The 22330-nt window shown below is 60.6% G+C and carries 19 protein-coding genes; 13 read left to right on the top strand and 6 right to left on the bottom strand.

What is annotated here, in order from left to right; translation table 11 throughout:
• Window positions 1-211: 211 nt before the first annotated feature.
• From mnmE to WB650_RS24615, 9 genes are all read left to right on the top strand, one after another.
• Window positions 212-1651 (top strand): tRNA uridine-5-carboxymethylaminomethyl(34) synthesis GTPase MnmE, encoded by a 1440-nt coding sequence (mnmE, locus tag WB650_RS24655; protein ID WP_422305641.1) that lies wholly within the window; start codon window positions 212-214, stop codon window positions 1649-1651.
• A 292-nt stretch (window positions 1652-1943) separates the two neighbouring features.
• Window positions 1944-3821, top strand: coding sequence for a tRNA uridine-5-carboxymethylaminomethyl(34) synthesis enzyme MnmG (mnmG, locus tag WB650_RS24650; RefSeq protein WP_422305639.1), 1878 nt, complete (start codon window positions 1944-1946; stop codon window positions 3819-3821).
• An 86-nt stretch (window positions 3822-3907) separates the two neighbouring features.
• Entirely contained in the window at window positions 3908-4666 is a 759-nt protein-coding gene (rsmG, locus tag WB650_RS24645; protein ID WP_422305637.1) for a 16S rRNA (guanine(527)-N(7))-methyltransferase RsmG, read from the top strand.
• A gap of 177 nt (window positions 4667-4843) precedes the next feature.
• On the top strand, window positions 4844-5638 hold the full coding sequence (locus WB650_RS24640; protein WP_423962414.1) for a ParA family protein: 795 nt from the start codon (window positions 4844-4846) through the stop codon (window positions 5636-5638).
• Between the two features lie 235 nt (window positions 5639-5873).
• A complete protein-coding gene (locus WB650_RS24635) occupies window positions 5874-6797 on the top strand; it encodes a ParB/RepB/Spo0J family partition protein (protein ID WP_422305633.1) in 924 nt (307 codons plus the stop codon).
• Between the two features lie 332 nt (window positions 6798-7129).
• Window positions 7130-8494 carry an aromatic ring-hydroxylating oxygenase subunit alpha gene (locus tag WB650_RS24630; RefSeq protein WP_422305630.1) on the top strand — a complete coding sequence of 455 codons (1365 nt, stop codon included), beginning with the start codon at window positions 7130-7132 and terminating at the stop codon, window positions 8492-8494.
• Between the two features lie 12 nt (window positions 8495-8506).
• Entirely contained in the window at window positions 8507-9052 is a 546-nt protein-coding gene (locus WB650_RS24625) for an aromatic-ring-hydroxylating dioxygenase subunit beta (RefSeq protein WP_422305628.1), read from the top strand.
• A gap of 1 nt (window position 9053) precedes the next feature.
• Window positions 9054-9866 (top strand): 3-(cis-5,6-dihydroxycyclohexa-1,3-dien-1-yl)propanoate dehydrogenase, encoded by an 813-nt coding sequence (hcaB, locus tag WB650_RS24620; RefSeq protein WP_423962412.1) that lies wholly within the window; start codon window positions 9054-9056, stop codon window positions 9864-9866.
• A 296-nt stretch (window positions 9867-10162) separates the two neighbouring features.
• Window positions 10163-11323 carry an acyl-CoA dehydrogenase family protein gene (locus tag WB650_RS24615; RefSeq protein ID WP_423962410.1) on the top strand — a complete coding sequence of 387 codons (1161 nt, stop codon included), beginning with the start codon at window positions 10163-10165 and terminating at the stop codon, window positions 11321-11323.
• Between the two features lie 309 nt (window positions 11324-11632).
• On the opposite strand, the gene WB650_RS24610 is transcribed toward WB650_RS24615, so the two are convergent.
• From WB650_RS24610 to WB650_RS24590, 5 genes are all read right to left on the bottom strand, one after another.
• The gene (locus WB650_RS24610) at window positions 11633-11869 is read right to left on the bottom strand and encodes a hypothetical protein (RefSeq protein WP_422305755.1); all 237 of its coding nucleotides are present in this window, start codon (window positions 11867-11869) and stop codon (window positions 11633-11635) included.
• A gap of 153 nt (window positions 11870-12022) precedes the next feature.
• Complete coding sequence (locus WB650_RS24605) at window positions 12023-13207, bottom strand: acetyl-CoA acetyltransferase (RefSeq protein ID WP_423962408.1); 1185 nt, start codon at window positions 13205-13207, stop codon at window positions 12023-12025.
• Window positions 13208-13223: 16 nt separating this feature from the next.
• A complete protein-coding gene (locus tag WB650_RS24600; protein ID WP_422305752.1) occupies window positions 13224-14633 on the bottom strand; it encodes an OB-fold domain-containing protein in 1410 nt (469 codons plus the stop codon).
• Window positions 14634-14902: 269 nt separating this feature from the next.
• Complete coding sequence (locus WB650_RS24595; RefSeq protein ID WP_422305090.1) at window positions 14903-16003, bottom strand: biotin/lipoyl-binding protein; 1101 nt, start codon at window positions 16001-16003, stop codon at window positions 14903-14905.
• Window positions 15976-16251 (bottom strand): YtcA family lipoprotein, encoded by a 276-nt coding sequence (locus WB650_RS24590; RefSeq protein ID WP_422305089.1) that lies wholly within the window; start codon window positions 16249-16251, stop codon window positions 15976-15978. Before WB650_RS24590 ends, WB650_RS24595 begins: the two co-directional genes overlap by 28 nt.
• Window positions 16252-16343: 92 nt before the next feature.
• Between WB650_RS24590 and WB650_RS24585 the strand changes: the two genes are divergently transcribed.
• The 4 genes from WB650_RS24585 (at window position 16344) to WB650_RS24570 (ending at window position 20805) form a co-directional block, all read left to right on the top strand.
• Complete coding sequence (locus WB650_RS24585) at window positions 16344-17843, top strand: TolC family protein (RefSeq protein WP_422305088.1); 1500 nt, start codon at window positions 16344-16346, stop codon at window positions 17841-17843.
• 239 nt (window positions 17844-18082) lie between these two features.
• Window positions 18083-18256 carry a hypothetical protein gene (locus WB650_RS24580; protein ID WP_422305086.1) on the top strand — a complete coding sequence of 58 codons (174 nt, stop codon included), beginning with the start codon at window positions 18083-18085 and terminating at the stop codon, window positions 18254-18256.
• Between the two features lie 535 nt (window positions 18257-18791).
• Window positions 18792-19178 carry an STY0301 family protein gene (locus WB650_RS24575; protein ID WP_423962406.1) on the top strand — a complete coding sequence of 129 codons (387 nt, stop codon included), beginning with the start codon at window positions 18792-18794 and terminating at the stop codon, window positions 19176-19178.
• A gap of 469 nt (window positions 19179-19647) precedes the next feature.
• Entirely contained in the window at window positions 19648-20805 is a 1158-nt protein-coding gene (locus WB650_RS24570; RefSeq protein WP_422305084.1) for a TIGR03118 family protein, read from the top strand.
• A 45-nt stretch (window positions 20806-20850) separates the two neighbouring features.
• Here the strand turns inward: WB650_RS24570 and WB650_RS24565 are convergent, their stop codons facing one another.
• On the bottom strand, window positions 20851-22329 hold the full coding sequence (locus WB650_RS24565) for a kelch repeat-containing protein (RefSeq protein WP_423962404.1): 1479 nt from the start codon (window positions 22327-22329) through the stop codon (window positions 20851-20853).
• Window position 22330 lies beyond the last annotated feature (1 nt).

Here is a 22330-nt window from a genome sequence, read left to right as displayed (position 1 = left end):
ATGCGAGAACTGCCAACCGGCTCTTTTGCACTCATTGGACACAGCACCGGGATTCTTCGCTTCGCTCTAGAATGACACAAGAACAAAACCTCGGAGCAAAATGGCGTCCTCGCCATTTTGCGATTTCTTTTCACTAAGGTGCAGGGCTTAGCCCTGCCCGCGGAGGTGTGGAACCCGGGAGGGTTCCACTACAATTCAATTCCTGAGTTCCATGTACCTCCCCGACACGATCGTAGCCCCTGCCACTGCACCTGGCCTCGGCGCCGTCGCGATCGTCCGCCTGTCCGGCCCGCGCGCATTCGAAATCCTCGACGCTATCTTCCGCCCCATGCATTCTGCCGAGTTCACGCCGCGCATGATGCGCCTGGGCGACGTTGTCGATCCCGCCACCGGCGCGCGCATCGATCGCGCGCTTGCAGTCGTGATGCCGCATCCGGCGAGCCTGACCGGCGAAGACGTAGCCGAAATCCAATGCCACGGTGGACCATACGTCGTCCGCAGAATCATCGCGCTTGCCCTCGATGCGGGCGCGCGCGTCGCAGAGCCAGGCGAATTCACCCGACGCGCATTCCTCAACGGCCGGATGGATTTGGCTGAAGCGGAGGCAGTCGCCGATATCGTCGCTGCGCGCAGCGATTCCGCGCTCGCAAATGCGTTATCGCAACTCTCCGGCGCACTCTCACAACGCGTCGATGAACTGCGCGCACAGGTGATCGCGATCCGCGCGCATCTCGAGGTCGAGATCGATTTCTCCGACGAGGACATCCGACTACCGTCGCGTCGCGAAGTCGCCGCCGAAATCGAGCGCTTAATCGCAGACGTTACCGTCTTGCACGACAGCTTTGCGCGCGGCCTCCTGATGCGCGACGGCGTCCGCGCGACTATTCTCGGCAAGCCCAACGCCGGTAAGTCGAGCCTTCTGAATCTTTTGCTCGGCGCCGACCGCGCGATCGTGACCGCGATCGCCGGCACCACCCGCGATGTGATCGAAGACTCGGTCCAGCTCGGCCCGTACGCGCTCGTCCTCAACGATACGGCGGGTGTGCGCGAATCGACCGACGACGTAGAGAGAATCGGAATCGAGCGCACGCTCCGGTCTGCCCGCGACGCCGACCTGCTGATCGCGATGTTCGATTCCTCGCGTCCGCTCGAGCCGTCCGACCTCGATGTGATTCGGATAACGAACGACCGCCCAGGCCTCGCAATCCTGAACAAGCGCGATTTACCTGCGGCAATCGCGTCCGCCGATCTTCGCGACCAAGGCTTGCGGATTCCGATCCTCCCATTCTCAGCAATCAACCTCGACGAAGCCGCGACGCTACGTGCGGAGCTCATCAAAGCAATCGACGCGCTCATTGCTGATCCCTCGCCCGTTATTTCACGGGAGAGGTTAGGTGAGGGTTCTGCGGCCGCGGCCACAATTCCCACTAATGATCAAATCGCAATCTCCCGCGAGCGTCATCGCGATGCGCTCGCGATGGCTCTGGAAGCGCTCAAGAACGCGCGCAACGCTGTGCTATCGTTGATGCCGCCGGAGATCGTAGCGGTCGATATAATGGCGGCCGCATCCGCACTTGGCTCGATTACCGGCGAAGTAAGCGGCGAGGACGTCCTCGACGCAATCTTCCGCGACTTCTGTATCGGCAAGTGATGCGTGGCACAGGCTTCAGCCTGTGATTCTTTCCTGGATTCGCATGGAGCAGAAAATCACAGGCTAAAGCCTGTGCCACCAAAGTCCGGAACCCGAGAGCAAAAGGTCGTCCTCGACATTTCGCGATTTTCTTCTAACTGGGTGCAGGGGTCACCCCTGCCGAAGGAAGTGTGAAACCCACCGCGGGTTTCGCATACAATCTAGTAGTATAATTTCCCTACTATCAGGCGTGACGCTGCGTCAGCGCCGCTTTGCGCGACGCGTCGATGCGGGCCATAATCGCTGGTTCGCTATGAAGTATGACGTGATCATTGTGGGCGCCGGGCATTCCGGGATTGAGGCGTCGCTGGCGGCGGCCCGGATGGGCGCCAGCACCCTGATGCTCACGCTCAATCTCGACCATATCGGGCAGATGTCGTGTAATCCGGCAGTGGGCGGGATTGGCAAGGGGCACCTGGTGCGCGAGATCGACGCGCTCGGCGGCGAGATGGGCCTGGCGACCGACGAGACCGGGATCCAGTTTCGATTTCTGAACACGCGCAAGGGGCCCGCGGTGCGCGCGCGTCGCGCGCAAGCCGACAAGGCCGCATATCGCACGCGGAGCAAGCGTGTGCTGGAGCGCACTGCCAACTTGCAGGTGCGGCAGGCGAGCGTCGAGCGCCTGATCGTCGAGGACGGCGCGGTGCGGGGGGTCGAGTCGCAGATTGGCGAGGTGTTCGAGGCGCCGACTGTGATTCTCACCACCGGCACATTCCTCAAGGGCCTCGTCCATATCGGGATGAAGAATTATTCGGCGGGACGGGCCGGCGATTTTGCCGCGATGGGTCTCAGTGAGAATCTGGCGCAGTTGGGTTTTCGAATCGGGCGGCTGAAGACCGGCACGTGCCCGCGTCTGGATGCGCTCACCATCGACTACTCTGCGTTGGAGATCCAGCCGGGCGACGAGCCGCCGCCGCCGTTCTCGTTCCGCACTGAGAGAATCACGCAGGAACAGATTCCCTGCCATCTGACGTTCACCAACTCGCGCACTCACGAGATAATCCGCGGCGGGATCGACCGCTCCCCGATGTATTCGGGCGTGATCCAGAGCAAGGGGCCGCGGTATTGCCCGTCGGTCGAAGACAAGGTGATGCGCTTCCGGGACAAGGAGCGGCATCAGATTTTTCTTGAGCCCGAGGGACGCGACACGATCGAGGTTTATCCCAACGGGCTGTCGACCAGCCTGCCGCTCGACGTGCAGGTGGCGATGGTGCGGTCGATCGCCGGGCTCGAGCAGGCTGAGATAATGCGGCCTGGATACGCTATCGAGTACGATTTCTCTGACCCGACGCAGTTAACGCCGTCACTGGAGACCAAGCTGGTGCGCGGGCTGTTCTTTGCGGGCCAGATAAACGGCACCACCGGCTATGAAGAGGCGGGAGCGCAGGGTTTGATCGCGGGAATCAACGCGGCGCTCAAGGTTCGCGGCGAGCCGGCGCTGATTCTGCGGCGCGATCAGGCCTATATCGGAGTGATGATCGACGACCTGGTGACGCGCGGGATTGGCGGCGAGCCGTACCGGATGTTCACCTCGCGCGCCGAGTATCGGCTGCTGTTGCGTGAGGATAATGCAGACCGGCGGCTGTCCCCGATTGGGGAGGGGCTGGGATTACTCGACGCGTCGGCGGGTGCGCGCGTCCGTGCCAAGACTGAAGCGGTGGCGCAAGAGATCGAGCGCCTCAAGTCGGCGCTGATACCGGCATCCGACGAGGTCAATGCGATGATTGTGGCGCATGGATCGACGCCTATCGCGCAGCCGGTCCGCGCGATCGAGTTGCTCAAGCGCCCCGAAATCGGCTACGACGCTTTGATCAAGATGAGCGGGGTGGCCTCGACCTTGAACCTCGATGAGGCGGCTGAGCTGGAGACCGAGATCAAGTACGAGGGCTACGTTCGGCGGCAGGTCGAGGCAGTCGAGCGGTTCGCGCGGCTGGAGGACACGACGATCCCGGACTGGGTCGATTTCAAGGGTGTGATGGGGTTGTCCACCGAGGTGTCCGAGCGTCTATGCGCGGTGCGGCCGAGGTCGCTGGGGCAGGCGGCGCGGATGCCGGGAATCACGCCGGCGGCAATCTCCATTCTGGCGGTCCATATTAAGAGTCGTCGGGACCGCAATGCCCGCGCCATTTAAGGCTGATTCCGACGTTTCACGTGAAACGTTTTGGCGCGATTAATCAATAAAATCAGGCACTTAACTTTTAGCATCCGACGTTTCACGTGAAACCTAAAAGCACGGGAAAAGCCCCCGCAAAGCGGAAACCGGCCAAACCTGCGGCCCGGAAGAAGGCTCTCAACCCCGATCAGATTGCGGCTGCGGTGCGCGCTCAGCTCGCGCCTGCGATCGCGCCGCTCGGAGTCGTCAGCAATACCGTCCAGTTCCTGAACCGGATCGAGCGGATGGCGGCGATGCTCGCGGTGTGGGGGCCGAAGATCAACCTGACGGCTCATCCGCAGGACCCCGACGAGATCGTGTTTCACGTCTTCGACAGCATCATCCCGATCTCACTCGCGGTCAGCGCGAAGATCCTGCGGCTGGGTAGGACGCATCGATTTCTCGATATCGGCAGCGGCGCCGGCTTTCCGGGACTGGTGATCGCGGCGGCGATCAACGCGAGCGTGACCTTGGTCGAGGCGCGGCGCAAGCGCGCGACGTTCCTGAGCGAGGCTGCGATCGAAATGGGCTTGCAGAACGTGCGGGTCGAATGCGCGCGCGCCGAGTCGTTCGACGTGCGTGACGGGTATGACGTGGTCACGTCGCGAGCGGTGGGAAACCCGGCGGCTTTGTTCGAGATAGCAGGGCGCGCATTGCGGGTCGAGGGCGTGCTGATGCTCTACGTCACGGCGGACCAGACCTTCGAGCAGATTACCGAAGGGTCCGGTGAGGTAGGGCTCTTCGACGGAATCCGATCGGTCTATGACCTGAGGCACGGCCGCGACGTGCTCCATCGCGCCGCCGCGACCTGGATCCGTCGCTAGTCCTGGTTCTCCGACGTTTCACGTGAAACGTTCTGTCGCGAAACTTCAATAAATTCAGGTAGTTGCGTGAATCGGATCGCGCGGTTTGCATTTAATTGCGAGCGCGCATTTAATTATTCGCAGCCCGGAACGTTTAAACCTGAAACGTCACCGTGCGCTCGGAGCTGTGGGGTTGTCGTGGGGCGGGTAATCGCAATCGCTAATCAGAAAGGCGGCGTCGGCAAGACTACGACGGCTATTAATCTGGCGTTCGCGCTGGCTGATAGCGGTCGCAAGGTCCTGCTGGTCGACCTCGATCCCCAAGGCAACGCCTCCTCCGGTATCGCCACGCCCGAGGACGTGAGTGCGTCACGGCGCGAGGGCAAGACTATTTACCAGGCGCTGGTCGGCGGCTTGGCGATTGCGGAAATCGTAAGGCAGGTGAGGCCGACGTTGTCGCTGGCACCGGCGGGCGACGACTTGGTCGGCGCTGAGATCGAGCTGGTGACGATGGAAGGACGCGAGCGACGCTTACGAGCGCTCCTGGAGCCAGTGCGGGAAGAATATAACTATGTTCTAATCGATACGCCTCCCTCGTTGGGGATTCTCACGTTGAATGCGCTGGTCGCCGCGGATTCCGTGCTGGTGCCGATGCAATGCGAGTACTACGCGCTCGAGGGTCTGAACTCTCTGCTCGGCACGATCAACAAGGTCAAGGCGGTGCTGAGGCCGGAGCTCGAGCTCGAGGGTCTGGTTCTCACGATGTTCGACTCGCGAAATCGTCTCAGCCATGAAATCTCTGACGAAGTGAGAAAGCATTTTCCGGAAAAAGTTTTTCAGAGCGTGATCCCGCGCAGCGTGCGATTGTCGGAAAGCCCGAGTCATGGACTGTCCGTGTTCGAATATGAACCGAAGTCGTCAGGCGCGGATGGGTATCGCGCGCTGGCGGCGGAGATCGTCGCGCGTGGGGAGAATGGAGCAGGAACCAATTGAATGTGAAACCCGCGGTGGGTTTCACGCTTCCTTCGGCAGGGCTAAGCCCTGCACCTTAGTACCGGAGAAGATGCGGGACTTCGTCCCTGTTAGAGCTTTGTAAGGGAAGAGGTTTTCTTTTGCGTCCGGTTCCCCTTCCCGTTCGGGAAGGGGTTAGGGGTTAGGTTGTCCGCTTCAAGCGCGACGCTGAATGAACGGAGAAGATGATCGAAAATTTTAGAGGACTAACAGGATGATGCGGAAACCATTGGGACGCGGGCTTGATGCGCTGATCGGCAATGCGGCGGGGGGAACTGAAACTGGCGCGGCAGTCGACAGCGGCGGCGACTCGCAATTCAAGATGGCGCCCGTCGGCAGTATTGCGGCCGGTGCGTTTCAGCCGCGGATAAATTTCGACAAGGAACGGCTCGCCGAACTTACGCGCGCGATCCAGAGCCAGGGGATTATCGAGCCGCTGATCGTGCGGCGTATCGACGCGCCCGAAGCCGACGGGCCGCGCTACGAACTGATCGCGGGCGAACGGCGACTGCGTGCGGCGCGAGCCGCAGGCCTCGAGACGGTGCCGGTGGTGGTGCGCGAACTCGACGATCGCGCGGCGCTCGAGATGTCGCTGGTCGAGAATATCGTGCGCGAGGATCTGAACGCGGTCGAAGAAGGACTCGCGTTTTTCCGCCTGGTGGACCATTTCGGGCTCACTCATGACGAGATCGCGACGCGGGTCGGGAAGAGCCGCCCCTACGTCGGCAATACGATTCGATTGCTGGAACTTCCGCAGCCGATTCTAAATATGATCGCGAAAGGAGAGCTGACCGCAGGACAGGCGCGGCCGCTGCTCTCGATAGGATCGACGGAGGCGCAACTGTCGGCGGCGCGGCGAATCGCGGCAGTCGGAATCTCCTCGCGCGGGGCCGAAGAAATGGCCACCGCAAATCGCCCGCACAAAACCAAAAATGCCGAATCGCGATCGTCTTCCGGCGGTGACGCGAACCTCAACGCGCTGGCCGAAGGCCTGCAGCGGGCACTCAAGCGCAAGGTACGGATTTTCAAACGTCGCGGGCGTAATCCAGGGCGAATCGAAATCGATTACTACGACGATAACGATCTGACGGCAGTCGCGGAGATGCTGCTCGGTAATTCGCGGGCATCGATGCGGGCGTAGAGCGGGAAGGGGAAATCACTTTATTTAATGTGAAACCCGCGGTGGGTTTCACACTTCCTTCGGCAGGGCTAAGCCCTGCACCTTAGTGAAAGGAAATCGCGAAATGTCGAGGACGACCTTTCGCTCTCAGGTTCCGGACTTTGGTGGCACAGGCTTTAGCCTGTGATTTTCTGGTTCATGCGGATCCAGGAAAGAAACACAGGCTGAAGCCTGTGCCACGTGGCTACACTCCTTCCGCTACCGGTGCAATTCAAATTTATGTTATCGATCCGTTCCGGACCTGCGGCGGATTCGTCGTCGCGGCACGCTGCTTAAAAGGAAGGTTCTGCATGATGTCGCAGAGCATTGAGATAGACGAGATGGTTTCGCTCGAGCGGGGCGAGATTGATCGCCGTATCTACAGTGATCCCGCGATCTTCGAACTCGAGATGGAGCGGATCTTTGCCCGTTCGTGGCTGTTCCTCTGCCACGAATCACAAATTCACGAGCCCGGTGATTTTTTCCAATCAGTTATGGGGCGCGACAACGTGCTGGTGGTGCGGCAGAAGGATCAAACTGTCAAAGCCATGCTCAACACCTGCGCGCATCGCGGTAACGCCGTCTGTCGGGCCGAGGAAGGCAACACCAAGAGCTTCCTGTGCACCTATCACGGGTGGTCCTACGGCATCGATGGAAAACTTCTCGGCGTGCCGGGGTTCAAGACCTTCTACGCCGGTCAGCTCGACAAATCGAAACACGGGCTGGCACAAGTGGCCCAGGTGGCAAGCTACAAGGGATTCATATTCGGGACGCACGACATTTCCGCACCGCCGTTGGAACAGTTTCTCGGCGCAACCGGGCGGCTCGGCCTCGATATGATTGCAGCGCGGGGCGACATGGCCGTGGTCCCCGGCATCCAGAAGTTCATCATCGATTGCAACTGGAAAATCGCAGTCGACAATCTCTTCGATTGGTATCATCCGCAGATCACTCACGTGTCGGCATTCTCGCCCGGTGTCCTCGGCCTCGATCCGGGCCGCACGACGACTGAGAAGATCGACATGAGCGACGTGAACATGGACAGCGGCGGCGCGCTTGATATGCCCGGCATCGGGATCATCGGCACAAAGTTCGATCAGGTGGTGGTACTCGGCGAATATGGGCACGCGATCGGCGGGCCTACCGCGTCTTCTTTGGGCAATCCCGACTTCGACAAAGGCTGGCGCGCCACGCCGCAAGCTCGGGCCGCCCTGGGCCCGGTCGGAGTGGAAGTGGCAGGACACCCTAATATCTTTCCGACCACGTGGGTGACCTCGGTGACCGGACAGCTATCGCTACGAATACCGCGCAGCCCCGCTCAGACCGAGATCTGGTGGTTCACCCTGGTCGATCGCAACCTGCCCCGCGAGACACGCGATTTCATTGTCAGCTCCGCATGCCGCGTTTTCGGTCCGGCCGGCGTGCTCGAACAAGACGACGGCGAGAACTGGTCGCAGGCCACGGCGCAGACGCGCGGCGTCGCAAGCAGGCGGATGAAGCATCAGCTCACCATGGGTCTGGGCCGGGGCAAGATTATCAAGGAAGGCGGTTTGGCGCGGGTCGAGGGTCTCACCAACGAGCATGGCCAGTTGTGGACGTATCATTCGTGGGCGCAGTGGATGAAGGGCCTCGGCTGGGAAGAACTGCTCAAGGCGACCACGCCGGGCGAATATATCTAGCGAGTCATATAGATGTCCGGTGACTCAGGCTTGCGTCCGAACGACGACCGAATCGCGGCGATGGTTCGCCAGTACGAGGTCGAGCGCTTCTACTACGACGAGGCAGCGTTGCTCGACGCGCATCGATACGAGGAGTGGATCGCACTTTTCAGCGACGACGCGCACTACTTCATGCCGATCCGCCGTACTCGAATGCAACGCGAGCTGAACAAGGAATTCACGCAGCCCGGTGAGATGGCCTTCTTCCATGACGACAAAACTCTGCTCGCCGGAAGGGTGGCGAAGCTCAAATCGGGGCGCTCATGGGCGGAGGATCCACCCTCGCGCACGCGTCATCTGATCACCAATGTGAGAGTGCTTCGCGATAGCGGCCGCGAGCTCGAAGTCGAGTCGAACTTCCACGTTTACCGGACCAGGCTCAATTCGGAGGAGAGCTCGTGGATCGGATCGCGACGGGACCTGCTGCGGCGCGTCGAAGGATCGTTCCAGATCGCAGATCGCAAGATTTTTCTCGAGCAGACCGTGCTGCTGTCGCGCAACCTGAGCAACTTCTTCTGATATGGGCTGGCTGGAAAACAAAGTGGCGCTCGTCACCGGCGGCGCATCGGGGCTTGGGCGGGCAATCGTCGAGCGATTTGTCGACGAGGGCGCGCGAGTCGCGATCCTGGATCGAGCGCGCGAGCGCACCGAAAGACTGGCGAAGCAGCTGGGTGAGCGGGTCGCGGCGATCGTCGGCGACGTCACGGACCTTGCCGACAATCAGCGAGCGGTTGCGGAGACAGTCGCGAAGTTCGGACAACTCGACTGCTTCGTGGGCAACGCCGGAATCTGGGACTTCTCGATTTCGCTTGCAGCATTGCCCGACGATCGAATCGGCAACGCTTTCGATGAACTGTTCGGCGTGAACGTCAAGGGCTATCTGCTCGGCGCGAAGGCTGCGTACCGCGAACTTGCGAAGACCAACGGCAGTATCATCTTCACGGTCTCGAACGCGGGCTTTTACCCATGCGGCGGCGGTCCTCTATATACGGCTTCGAAGCACGCCGTGGTCGGGTTGATTCGCCAACTGGCCTACGAGCTGGCGCCCAAGATTCGAGTCAACGGCGTGGCGCCGGGTGCGATCCCAACTGACTTGCGCGGCCCGCGCTCGCTCGACATGGGAGAACAATCGATCGCTTCGGTGCCGCTCAAGGCGGCGGTCGAGCGCGGAATTCCGCTCGGCAAGCTGCCCGAGCCGCGCGACTACACCGGATCGTATGTCCTGCTGGCGTCGGCCGAGAATTCTTCCACCGCGACCGGCGGCGTCATCCTTTGCGAAGGCGGTATCGGCATCAGAGGTTTCACTGACGCGGCCGGCGGCCGGAACCTGTAAATCATTTTATTGAATGTGAAACCCGCGGTGGGTTTCACGCTTCCTTCGGCAGGGCTAAGCCCTGCACCTTAGTATTAAGAGAAGATGCGGGACTTTCGTCCCTGTTAGAACTTAATGTGGGGAGGCATCTCCAACTTCCTTCGAGTCACCGCCCCTGAGAGCAAAGTAGCGCCTCGCGCAACTTTGCGTTTCTCACCTTCACACTGGGTGCAGGGGTCACCCCTGCCGCCCGCCGCGCAGGCGATTATAGATCTGGCGGGCTTGATTGTGGTGCGCGGCAACATGAAGATGCCTGAATGATGCGACGAGATATTTTTTCTGAAGAGCGTGAGATGTTCCGGGCGCAGGTGCGGCGGTTCGTCGATGCCGAGATCGAACCGAAGGTGCCCGAATGGAATCGCGTGGGGATGAGCGACCGCGCGAGCTGGCGGAAGATGGGCGAGGCCGGCTTTCTTGGCGCCAATGCGCCATCTGAATACGGCGGCGGCGGCGTGGATTTCATCTACGACGCGATCGTGATGGAAGAACTGTCGCGCGTGCGCGCGCACGGCCTCATGATGTCGCTGCATTCGGATATCTGCATGCCGTACATCACGAGCTTCGGCAACCAGGAGCAGAAGCGCCGCTACCTGCCGGGTGCGATCAGCGGCGAGATAATCCTCGCGATCGCGATGACCGAGCCGGGCACCGGATCCGATCTCGCTGCGGTGCAGACCACAGCGCGTCGCGACGGCGACCATTATGTGATCAACGGATCGAAGATTTTTATTTCCAACGGGCAGATTGCCGATCTGGTGATCGTCGTGTGCAAGACCGACCCCAAGGCGAATCCGCCGCACAAGGGCGTCAGCCTGATGCTGGTCGACGCGACCGCGCCCGGTTTCGTGCGCGGGCGCAAGCTCGACAAACTTGGGCTGCGCGGGCAGGACACCAGCGAGTTGTTTTTCGAGGACTGCCGCGTGCCGGCCGGGAATCTGCTCGGTAAGGAAGGGACGGGCTTCAAGATGCTGATGGAGAAGCTGCAGCAGGAGCGGCTTTGTATCGGAGTGTCGTCGATGGCGAGTTGCCGGCGCACGCTCGAGGACACGATCGCCTACTGCAAGAATCGGAAAGCATTCGGGCAGCCGATCGCGGAATTTCAGAATACGCAGTTCAAGCTCGCCGAGATGATGACCGAAGTGGAAGTGGGGCAGGCGTTCGTCGACAAGCTGCTGCAGGCGCACGTGCGCGGTGACGAGATCGTCGCGGAAGTGAGCATGGCTAAATGGTGGACGACGGACTTGCAGAAGAAGATCACCAGCCAATGCCTCCAGCTACACGGCGGCTACGGCTTCATGATGGAGTATCCGGTATCGACGGATTATGCGGATGCGGCAGTGCAATCGATCTATGCGGGCACCAATGAGATCATGAAGGTGATCATCGCGCGCCGGATGGGGTTGGAGACGCGCAAGTAGATCGATCCGAAATACCTCGCCCGTTCGTTTACGGGAGAGGAGGCCGGCCGCATCGCGGCCGGTAGGTGAGGGTTCTGGGCGGCGGCGCGAAGGCCAGTGTGTTCACTTTTTGTGTTGGATTGCATCGACGATATCAGCAAAGGAGCGCTGCGCGATTTCAGAAACCGGAACCGGCTTCGCTGCGCGGAGCTGTCCGAGATCCTTCCTGCCGCTCGCGTTGCTCGCTTTGTCAGGATGACAGAAGCGCGCGAAACGCGCGCGGAGCGAGGACCCTCACCTTCGATCCTCTCCCTTATAGGGAGAGGGGGATCACAAATTCACCTGCTGGGTTCTGTGACGTTTTACGTACCAGCATGGGTTGTAGCCCATGTGGGGGAACATCGAATTGACGCAGGTTTGAGTTTCCTGGTCACCGGGCTCGTAGGACGTCTTGCCGTCCTTCTGGGGGACTGCGTAGAACTTGCTAACCTGAATGCTGCTCAATGGCTCGCGTCTTAGTTTCAGCGAAAGGTAGTCGCCGATGTACCAGATGATTAGTAACGCCACTGCTGAGATGGCGATTCGTTTCAGTAGTCGCCTCACGTCCTGCATTTTGGTCGCGCAAAAAGAAAGACGGCCGGCATTCTATGATGCCGGCCGTTGTGATCAGTCTAGCAAAAGAACCGGGATTCTTCGCTTCGCTCTAGAATGACACAAAACCTACCCGACCTGGCTGCCTACTACTGAGACGAAGCTGACGCATCGGCCGGGGGCGCCACCTAAGTTGTGCGTGAGTCCTACCTTTGGGTTCTTGATTTGACGCTGGCCCGCTTCGCCGCGCATCTGGAGCCACATTTCGTACATCATGCGCAGACCGGACGCGCCGATCGGATGGCCGAACGACTTGAGGCCGCCGTCGGGGTTAACCGGCAGCTTGCCTTCGAGGTCGAAGAATCCGTCCATCACGTCCTGCCATGCGGTCCCGCGCGGGCTGAAGCCGAGATCCTCGTAGAGGACGAGCTCGGTCGGCGTGAAGCAATCGTGAACCTCGGCCATGCTGATCTGCTTGCGCGGATCCGTGATGCCGGCCTGCGCGTACGCGTCCTTGGCGGTGGCGACGACTTCGCGGAAGGTGGTGAAATCGTAGTCTTGCGAAAGCGGACCTTCGGCCGGTCCCGCGATGAACGACAGCGCCTTTATGTAGATGGGATTCTTGCAGTACTTGTGCGCGTCCTCGGCGCGGACGACGATCGCGGCCGCCGAGCCGTCGGACACGCCCGAGCAATCCATGATTCCGAGCGGGTCGGCAATCTTGGGCGAGTTCTTGATAGTCTCGAGCGACACTTCCTTCTGGAACTGCGCCTTGGGATTCTTGGCGCCGTTCTTGTGATTCTTCCACGCGATGCGCGTCAGCACGTCCTTGCCCTTGTCGGGGTCGAGTCCGTACTTCTTGAAGTAGGCGGGCGCCAACAGCGAGAACGACGCAGGCGCGGTCATGCTGCCCTCGGTGCCGTCGTTGGGCGGCGCGCTCATGACGAGGCCAGAGTAGCCGGAGTCCTTGAGCTTCTCGACTCCGATAGCCATCGCCATGTCGAATGCGCCCGAGGCGACCGCGTAGCATGCCTGCCGCAGCGCTTCGGAGCCGGTCGCGCACATATTCTCGACGCGGGTGACGGGCTTGTACTGAATCTTGAGCGGCTCGCTCAGCGTCAGGCCCGAGATGCCGGAGCCCATCGTGCCGAGCCAGTACGCGTCGACGTCGTTGGGCTCGACGCCGGCGGATTCGTAGGCCTGGTAGGCCGCATCGACGAGCAAGTCTTCGGGACCCTTGTCCCAATGCTCGCCAAACTTGGTGCATCCCATCCCGATGATCGCGACGCGGTCCTTGATTCCTCTGCTCGCCATGATTTTCTCCTCGGTGCTAACGCCTTGGGCGCGCTTTCCAGAAATAGTTGTTAACGCCGTCGGCGGTAAAGAGCCGGCGAAACGTCATTTCCACTTCGTCGCCAATCGCGACCTTGTCGGGCTCGCAGTCGGTCATCTCGCACAGGAAGCGGCCGCCGCCCTCGAAGTCTATCACGACGTTAACAGTCGGCGGATTAAGAGAATAGGCGAGGCGATCGATTGCGTAGGTCGCGATTTTCGCGGTGCGGTCGGCGAACTGGTACGGCTCCATGAAGCCGCGCTTGTGGCATTTGACGCAGACCAGTTGCGGCGGAAGTTGGGGCGTGCCGCAATTGGTACATCGCGAGCCGATGAAGCCGAACTTCCATTTCTCGGAGCGCATCATCGGCGGTCCCGCGGGGCGGTCGGGATCGGGACGGCGCGGCGGCTCGGTCGGCAGAATCTCGCGCCACTTGAGATAGTTGGCGTACGACACGTCGCCCTTGGACTCGATCATGCGGCCGACGGAATGAACCGGCTTGAAGGCGGCGTTGGCGGGCGTGACGCGGAACAGGATTGCGTCGGCGCCGTCGGCGACTGTCGCGACCAGGATTCGGTCGCCGGGTTTCGCGGCCGGCAGCGCGGCGGAAAGCATCAGGCCCGCATGCGCGGCGCCGGTCTGCCCGACGGTCAACGCGAATGAATCGGAAAATTTTGTGGGATCGATTTTCAGTGCGCGCGCGATTTCGTCGGCCGCGCGGGCGTTGGGCGCGTCGAGGATTACTTTCGACAGATCGCCGGGCGCGACTTTCGCCTTCTCGAGCACGTTCTTGATGACGGTGCCGAGCAACGGAGAATGCGCCTGCGTGAGAGTGAAGCGCTCTTCCCACGAATGCGCAAAGCGCTCGCCATTCGCGCGCCAGGTGTCGAGGAACTCGCGCGTGAGCGAGGCGGTCGCCTCGATTTCGGCGATCACATTGTCCGCACCGAGCACGAACGCGACTGCGCCATCGCCGGTGGTCTGCTCGGCCTTGCCCTCAGGCGCGGCGAGGCGGCTGTCACCGATTGCGACCAGCGCGCGCTTGGCGCCGCCGCTGACCGCGTCGGCGCCTTGCAGAATCGCCGACATTCCGGCGCGGACCGAGCCAGTCATATCCGACGCGCGAATCTCTGCCGGAAGTTGCGCGGCGGCTCCGATCACCGCGGCACTGAGCTTCTCAGCATACGGCGGCGTCGTGGTCGCGAAGATTAGAGCCTGCACTTCCCCCAGCGGCGCGGCTTTCAGCGCGTCGCGGGCGGCCTCTACCGCCATCGAGACACTGTCTTCGTCGAAGCTCGCGATTGCGCGCTCGCCCTTGCCGGCAGGCGTGCCAAGGACAGCGGCGATCGCGGAGCGCTTCAAGCGTCGGTACGGGACGTATGAACCGTAGGAAACAATTCCAGCCATGGAGGGCATTAAAGGCCGAGTGCTGGCGTGCGGTCAACCGGCGGCATAGTTGTCATCCTGACGTAGCGAGCAACGCGAGCGGCAGGAAGGATCTCGGACAGCGGGGCGCAAGCACCGCCGGTTCCGGTTCTGAGTTGCCGCTTCCAGTGAGAATACCAAAGGGACCGCTTCGCGATTTCAAAACCGGAACCGGCTTCGCTATCGCGAAGCTGTCCGAGATCCTTCCTGCCGCTCGCGTTGCTCGCTTTGTCAGGATGACACAAAAAAATTCAGTGACTGCTCTGCTCGCGATCATCCTGATCGCGGAAGCCTTGGATTGTTACTACTGCGGTTGTGCCGGTTCTGAACGGGAACTTCGGGTCGCGATCTTCGAGCACGATGCGCACCGGGAAGCGTTGCGAGAGGCGCACCCAGTTTAGCGTTGCCTCGGTCTGTGGCAGGCCCTCGACGGTCGCTCCGTTTTGCTGATAGAGGGCCCATCCGACGCCTTGCACGCGGCCGCGAAAGCGTTTGTTGGGATAGGCCAGGATGAAAACCTCGGCGGTCATCCCGGGTTCGATGTGCGAGAGAAACGTCTCGCGAAAATTCGCGATGACGTACCATTTGCGGTCGTCGATCAGGCTGACGACTTCGCGGCCTTCGTTGGCGTACTGGCCCTCCGCGATGTTGAGGTTGGTGACCCATCCGTTGTACGGCGCGCGCACGTAGCAATAACCGACGTTGAGTTTGGCGTCGTAGACCGCGGCTTCCGCGGCTTTGCGCAGTGCGTTGATATCGCCGTACTGGCCGAGCTGGTTCTGCGCCTTGGAAACGTCGGAGTGCGCGGCCTGGACCGCGGCCTCCGCAGCGCTGACGCGCGAGCGCGCGTTGAAGACGTCGTTGGCGGTGACGAAATGCTTGGCCAGCAGCGGCTCGATGCGATTGAGATACTGCTTGTCGTAAGCCGCGTCGGCTTCGAGCCGTACCTGATCGGACTTCGCGGTCCGTATTGCGTCCTCGAGCGCCCTGATATCGAGCTCGGTCAATTGCAGCTTGGCCGTCGCCGCGTCGAGCGTCGCTTGATAGGGGCGAGGATCGACGACGAATAGCAAGTCGCCCTGCTTGACGTACTGGTTATCGACGATCGGCAGTTCCGTAATCGGCCCGCTCACGTGCGGCGCGATTCCGACCATGTTGGCGCGGACGTATGCGTCGTCGGTGCGCGGATATAGGTAGTAGAGGCGCGCGACGTAGAGAGCCACGATGATGGCGGCGATTACAATCGCGGCGCTGAGCAGGTGACCCGCGAAGCGCAAGGTTATCGAGGATTCGGTCTCGGTCTCGATCCTGGTCGCGGTATTCATCAGATTCGATTGAAAAAGATGAGCCATACGATGCATCCGAGCAGCACCGCGAGGCTCGAATACACGATCGGCAGCGGCCAGAGGTAGGGCTCGAGGCGCGTCGCGACGAAGATTGGCCGAATCGCGACGGTCAGGATGCCGCCGCAGATCGCGCAGAACAGCCAGCTCGGAAAGTTAGCGCCTGCAATATTGACGACCGGATCACATCCGGCAAGCAGGAATGCCGCGGCGGCCGGAATTGCGAATCTGCGTGTGGTCGCGAAGAGGAATCGCATAGCGGGAGAGATTCTACGCGCCGGATTGTGCAAACGCACGTCGCGCGATTCAATGTTCCCCGACCGCATCTTGCAGCATTTGGGGATGTTCTATGAAAGCCGATTTTGAGAAGCGTTGCACGCGACGGAAGCTGGTGGTGGCCGCGATCGGCCTGGCGCTATGCGCGAGCGGCTGTACTTATTTTGCCGAGCAGCCGGAAGTCTATCCCGACAAATTCGCGGCGGCGGAATCGGATCGCGCGTGGACGCCGAATCACGGCGGGGCCATCGAATACACGATACCGATGCAGGATCGGCCGGCAAGTACGCTGCCGGAGCCGCGCGTAACGGGGGTGGGCACCAAGTACGACCTGTCCGCGTTGATCGATATCGCGCTCAGCAACAATCCCGACACTCGCGTGACGTGGGATCAGGCTCGCGCCGCCGCGGATGCCTACGGGGTCTCGCGTGCACCGTATTATCCAGTCGTGAGTTCGCCGGTTTCGGGTGGATATGAGCGCGAAATATTTGAGTTGCCCGGACAAAACGCGGTGCTGCGGCAATGGCAGATAACTCCGATGCTCGAGTTCACCTATATCCTGCTCGACTTCGGACGCCGCGACGCCGGCGCAGCCGCCGCGCGCGCGCAACTCGCGGCCGCCAACTTCTCGTTCAACCGCAAGCTGCAGGACGTGGTGTTTGCGACGCAGCGCGCGTTCTATTCGATCGGCGCGGCCAAGGCGGCAGTGCAGGCGGCGGAAGAAAACGTCGAGCTGGCGAAGACCGACGATGATGCGGTCAGCCGCCGGGTCGATCTCGGACTGGCCACCGAGCCCGAGCTGCTGCTCTCGCGTCAGACCGTCGCGCAATCGCAGTACGATCTCGCCAGCGCGCATCTGCTGGTGCGCGAGGCGCAGGCGAATATGGCCGTAGCGCTGGGCGTGGCAGCCAATACTCCACTCGACGTGCCGAATCTCGCCAGTATCCCGATTCCGGCGGGACTGGGCAGCGAAGTGGATCAACTGATCGAAACGGCGGTGCGCAGTCGTCCTGATCTGGCGGCGCAGGTCGCGACGCTCGATGCGCGCCGGGCCGCCGTCGATCAAGCCAAGGCGCAGTTCTATCCGACCGTCGGAGTCGCCGGCACTTATGGCCTCCAGGCGTGGCAATATAAATACGACGGTACGCGGACCGTCGACGCCAACCAGCCGCAGTACACAGCCGTGCTGACAATCAACTGGGACATCTTCACCGGATTCAAGCGTCTCAACGACGTTCGCCAGGCCGAGGCTAATCGCGACGCCGCCGGTGCGCAGCTCGAGTCGCTCGAGGTCGACGCGATAAGCTCGGTGTGGCGCGCGTACTACGAGTTCCAGACTGCGCTAAGCCGGTACCAGTATGCGAAGGCGCTGCTGGCAGCGTCGGAGGAGTCGTACGACGCCAACCTCGACACCTACCGCCAGGGGCTGAGCACGATCGTCGAGTTGCTGACGGCGGATCGCGATTTAGCGAACGCGCGCTACACGATTGTCCAGAGCCGCGCGGATTTGCTGACGTCATCGGCAGCCGTCGCGTACGCCGTGGGAGCTATCGAGATGCCGCGGCGTCCGTAACGCGCGCGTAACAATCGGCGCGTTGTCGGCGGCGTCGATCCGCTGCATGCAGTCGCGCGGCTGCTGCGATGAGTATCCGCAAATAGCGGAGTTTTCGCGAGAAAAGGGCGCCGTTTTGCGAAACGCAAATCGAAAAGACTGCACCTACAAAAATAGTTGAACTAAACAAAGGCTTCGGTCATTGGCATCGGCCTTGCTCTACCCCCACTGTCAAACGAACTTTACGGGAGGCAAGGACAATGGCTGCTACCACGATTAATCAAACGCTCGCAGGCTTTCAGAATGTGAAGGAGCAGACCGAGACTGTCGCCGCGGATCGAATCGCGCAGAACAGTATGCTCAGCGAATTGCCCGGTGTCGCGTTCGCGTTCCTGACCCTGGCGTACATCATTCTCTCGTTCGTGAGCCTGTAAACCAAGACGCATCGCGTACTACGCGCGGGAAGACACCGGTTCCAGGCGAATCAAATCGACTCTCGAATCGGTTTCTCGGGTTCCCGCAGCGTTCCTGAAAAACCTCTTCGACAGATGCGCGCGTCGCGGCACGAATGGTACTGGCGATTAGCCAGTGCGGCCCGGGAGCAAAGTAAAATCGATCTGAAATCGCGCGCGGTTGGAAATTGACTATCACAGTCGGGACGCGCGCAAGTGAGTTAGTATGATGGAAGTTTTATCATTGCTGGCAGGACTGGCTATAGCGGTTGTGATAATCGCGCGGCCGACCAGAACCTACTTCAAAAGACCAGGTGTCGAGCGGTAAACCCGATTCGACCATGCGCGCGGCGGTCACGCCGCGAGCGACTTATCCGCGGGGCGGGAACGCGAAACATATCGCGAGTCCGCCCCGCGCTCGTTTTTCCTCGCGCGGCATTCTAGACTTGCGTCGCGGCTGCGCGAGGTCACGAGATGAAGCGACTGACACTTATTCTGATTGGGTTCACGTGCGCAATTGCGCCGGTGCATTTTCGCGCAGGCCGAGTCCGCTTGTCCTGCGACTATTTCGGTCGAACAAAGAGGCTCGGCACCTGCCCCCGACTGGACAGTTTCCTACTCTGGCTACCAGACTGCGGTTGCGGGCGTCACAATTTTCGATGGGCCGCCATCCGGACAGGCCTCGCTGGTGCCCGACAGCGAGAAGCCGAGCGGCGACAACATAATTCAGATTTGGCAATTGCCGAAAAGCGATCGCGGATACTGGCTCCAGTGCAACTATGCCAACACCACCGCGCAGATCTCGCGGCAATTGCCGGCAAGCGTCTCGCGATGCGACGTCGTTTACGATCACAACATGCACTTCGCCGGCGGCGACGTCGTCAAGAGCGTGAACTGCAAATAGTCGACGTTCTAACGTGAAACCCGCGGTGGGTTTCACACTTCCTTCGGCAGGGGTGACCCCTGCACCCAGTGATAAGAAATCGCGAAATGTCGAGGACGACTTTTCGCTCTCAGGTTGGCGGAGAATGGCCTCTCGTCGCGAGTGTCGCTCGCCGATCGACTGACGAACTGACTATATCTTCAATAGTATGTAGCGACCAGCGTGCTATAATCGCGCATGCTGCACTGAGTAGTTGCTACTATCACTTTTTTCGCTACTGAGTAATCCTTCCGCTCGCGACTAGTATTCTGTTTGAGGCTCGCGAGAGTCAAGACGGAATTTTATCAAGCCGCTTACCAATTCACGCGACCGCGGGAACCATCTGAGTTCATCGTCGGTTTAGCCACGAGGAGCCGGCCAAGTTTTCATGCGCTGGTTTTTCAAATGGAGGAAACGATGAACCGTAAAACATTAACCTTGCTGGGCGCGTGTGTTCTCATGCTCAGCGCGGCGGCGGCCGCATTCGCGCAGATGCCGTCGATGCCGGATAGCAAGACGGCGAACGCCTTCTTACGCTCAGACCAACCTGGTCGTTTCGCAAAAGTCTTTGAAGGGGAAGATCCGCGACAAGAATCTTTCCAACCCCTGGGGCCTGGTGCAGGGGCCGACGCCGTTCTGGGTTTCCGACAACAATGCGGGAGTATCAACTCTCTACGATGGCAACGGGAAGATTTTTACAGTCGCTGACGGCAAAAAGCAGGTGCCCTTCGTCGTCACGATTCCGCCGCCTAACGGCAGCAACGTGGTCGCGGCGCCGGATGGAATCGTTTTCAACGGCGTGACGGCGGATTTTGGCGGCGACATGTTTATCTTCTCGACCGAGGACGGGACGATTTCGGGTTGGCAAGAGGCCGATGGCACCAGCGCCACACTCCACGTGGATAACTCCCAGGTCCCTAACTCGACCAACGGTGCGGTGTACAAGGGGTTGGCGATCGCGACAGTCGGCGGCAACCAGTTTATTTATGCGACAAATTTCCGGTCGGGCGATGTCGACGTCTTCGATAGCTCCTACAACCCGGTTACATCGCTGACCGGGACCTTTACCGATCCGAATCCGATCGCAGGCTTCGCGCCATTCGGAATTACGCTCTTCGGCACCAGCAATCTGTGGGTGTCATACGCGATGCAAGATGCGGCCAAGCATGACCCGGTGCATCAGGTGGGCGCAGGCTATATCGATATGTTCACGACCGAAGGGGTCTTCGTCGAGCGTTTCGCGACCGGTGGGAACCTCAACGCGCCGTGGGGGATGGTGCTGACGCCGTCGAGCTTCGGTCCGTTGGGCGGAGATTTCTGGATTGGAAATTTCGGCGACGGGAATATCAACGCGTTCAATTCATCAGGCACGAATGTCGGCCAGCCGACCGACAGCAAGGGCACGCCGCTGAATGCCAATGGACTGTGGGCGCTGGTCTTTGGCAATGGCAGCAACAATGCGGCGACCACCTCGCTCTATTTCACGGCAGGCCCGAATATGGAGACCGAGGGTATCTTCGGCAAGTTCGATGTCACCACCAAGAAATCTCCGGGTATGGGTTCAGGAGGAGGCGGAGTTGGACCGTACGGCACGATGCCAATGATGTAGGAACTCGCGGGCCGCGTCCGACTCTGCTGGCTAATTCTTTCACTGCTAGCGGTCGGCGCGGCTGGCCTTGTCGGGGAACAGGGCATTACGGATCGTGCGAGACCAGGAGGCAGGCTCGGTGAGGCACACAGGGATGGACTCGAATAGTCTGTTCTTCGGATTGAATATCAAGGCGGTTTTGCTTAATTCCTGCGCCATCGAACTTGCCTGAATTCCCGTCATGTGAGTTCCCATCCATCCGTATCCTCCTGCCATTCCAGGCGGAAACAGCAAGACACGTCCGTCCTTCAGCTCGGCCACGGGACTGGCCGCGTAGCTCATTCCTTCGAGCGCTTCGAACTTGCCGGACAATGGATCATAAAGCGCTGCCGTGTACGGATGCGAAATGGAGACACCTGTGTAAAGAACCTGGCCGTTCTGGAGCAGCGTGAGTTTCTCGTTCCCGTTGCCGCGAAAATCAGCGAGCTCGCTCGGGAGGCTTCCAGTTTCCCGAAAGGTATTGTCTTCCGGGTCGTAGATTTCCGCGCTCTCTAATGACCGAGAGGGCCAGTTCGATTTTGGATTCCCATATCCGCCAACCAGCAGAACGGTGCCGTCTTTCAGCATCACAGTAAGTGGATGCCACCGGGCCACCGTGGTGTGAGGCGTCGGCACGAGCTTTCCTTTGACCGGATCGTAAATTTCCTCGACGCCTTGGGGCGGTACTATGGCATGCTCGCCGGCGCCTCCTTCGCCGCCGACAATAAACACACGTCCGTCGCGCAGCGTCACCGCAGAAGATGGGGCCCAGTTTTCGGGAAAATTGCCGACGGAAGAGAAGGACTCCGATCGCGGGTCATACACTTCTGCGCTCGAACTGCTGCCGAAAATGAGCACCTTGCCGTTCTTCAGCAAGACAGTCACCGGATTCAGCATGCCTTGAAGTGAATGGCCGATCACTTTGGTGCTACCGGTCGCCGGATCATAGACCACCGCAGGCTGATCCCATCCACCCGCCATCAGCACTCTGCCGTCTTGAAGCAGTGTCGGAGTGCAATACGCGGTGAACCCGCGCAACGACTCAATCGTCTCGAATTCGCCGGTCTCAGGATCAAACGATTCTGGCGCCGGTGCGGGATCCTTCGGTCCCAGCTTTCGGCCGGCGGTGAATATTACTCGCCCATCCGAGAGTACCAACGAGGTGTAGTCTTGCTTCAGCGCAGCCATCGCGCCCGCGTAACTGAACCGCTCAGTCGCAGGATCGAATAGAACTGCGTTCAGCGTTTCCTGCGGGCCCATCGCTGCTTCGGGCCGTGGAGGTCTATCGCCCTCCAGCCAGCCGATTAGCCTCGCACTCCAGGATCGAGGGTCGCGGTCGTATCCTTCCGCGTGAAAGTTCGGGTCGCTGGTCAGAAGAACGCGACCATCCTTAAGAACGGTCGTGACCATCGGATGCGCTCCCACGGGGAGCGTGAGAATCGCAGCAAAAGCCATCACGAAGATTCGCGTCGTGCGGCTCGCGCGTCGCGCTAGACGAGTACGCATA

This window comes from Binatus sp. (SeqCode), assembly GCF_049584895.1.
Classification (GTDB): Bacteria; Desulfobacterota; Binatia; order Binatales; family Binataceae; genus Binatus.
This window is presented reverse-complemented; position numbering and strand designations above follow the sequence as displayed.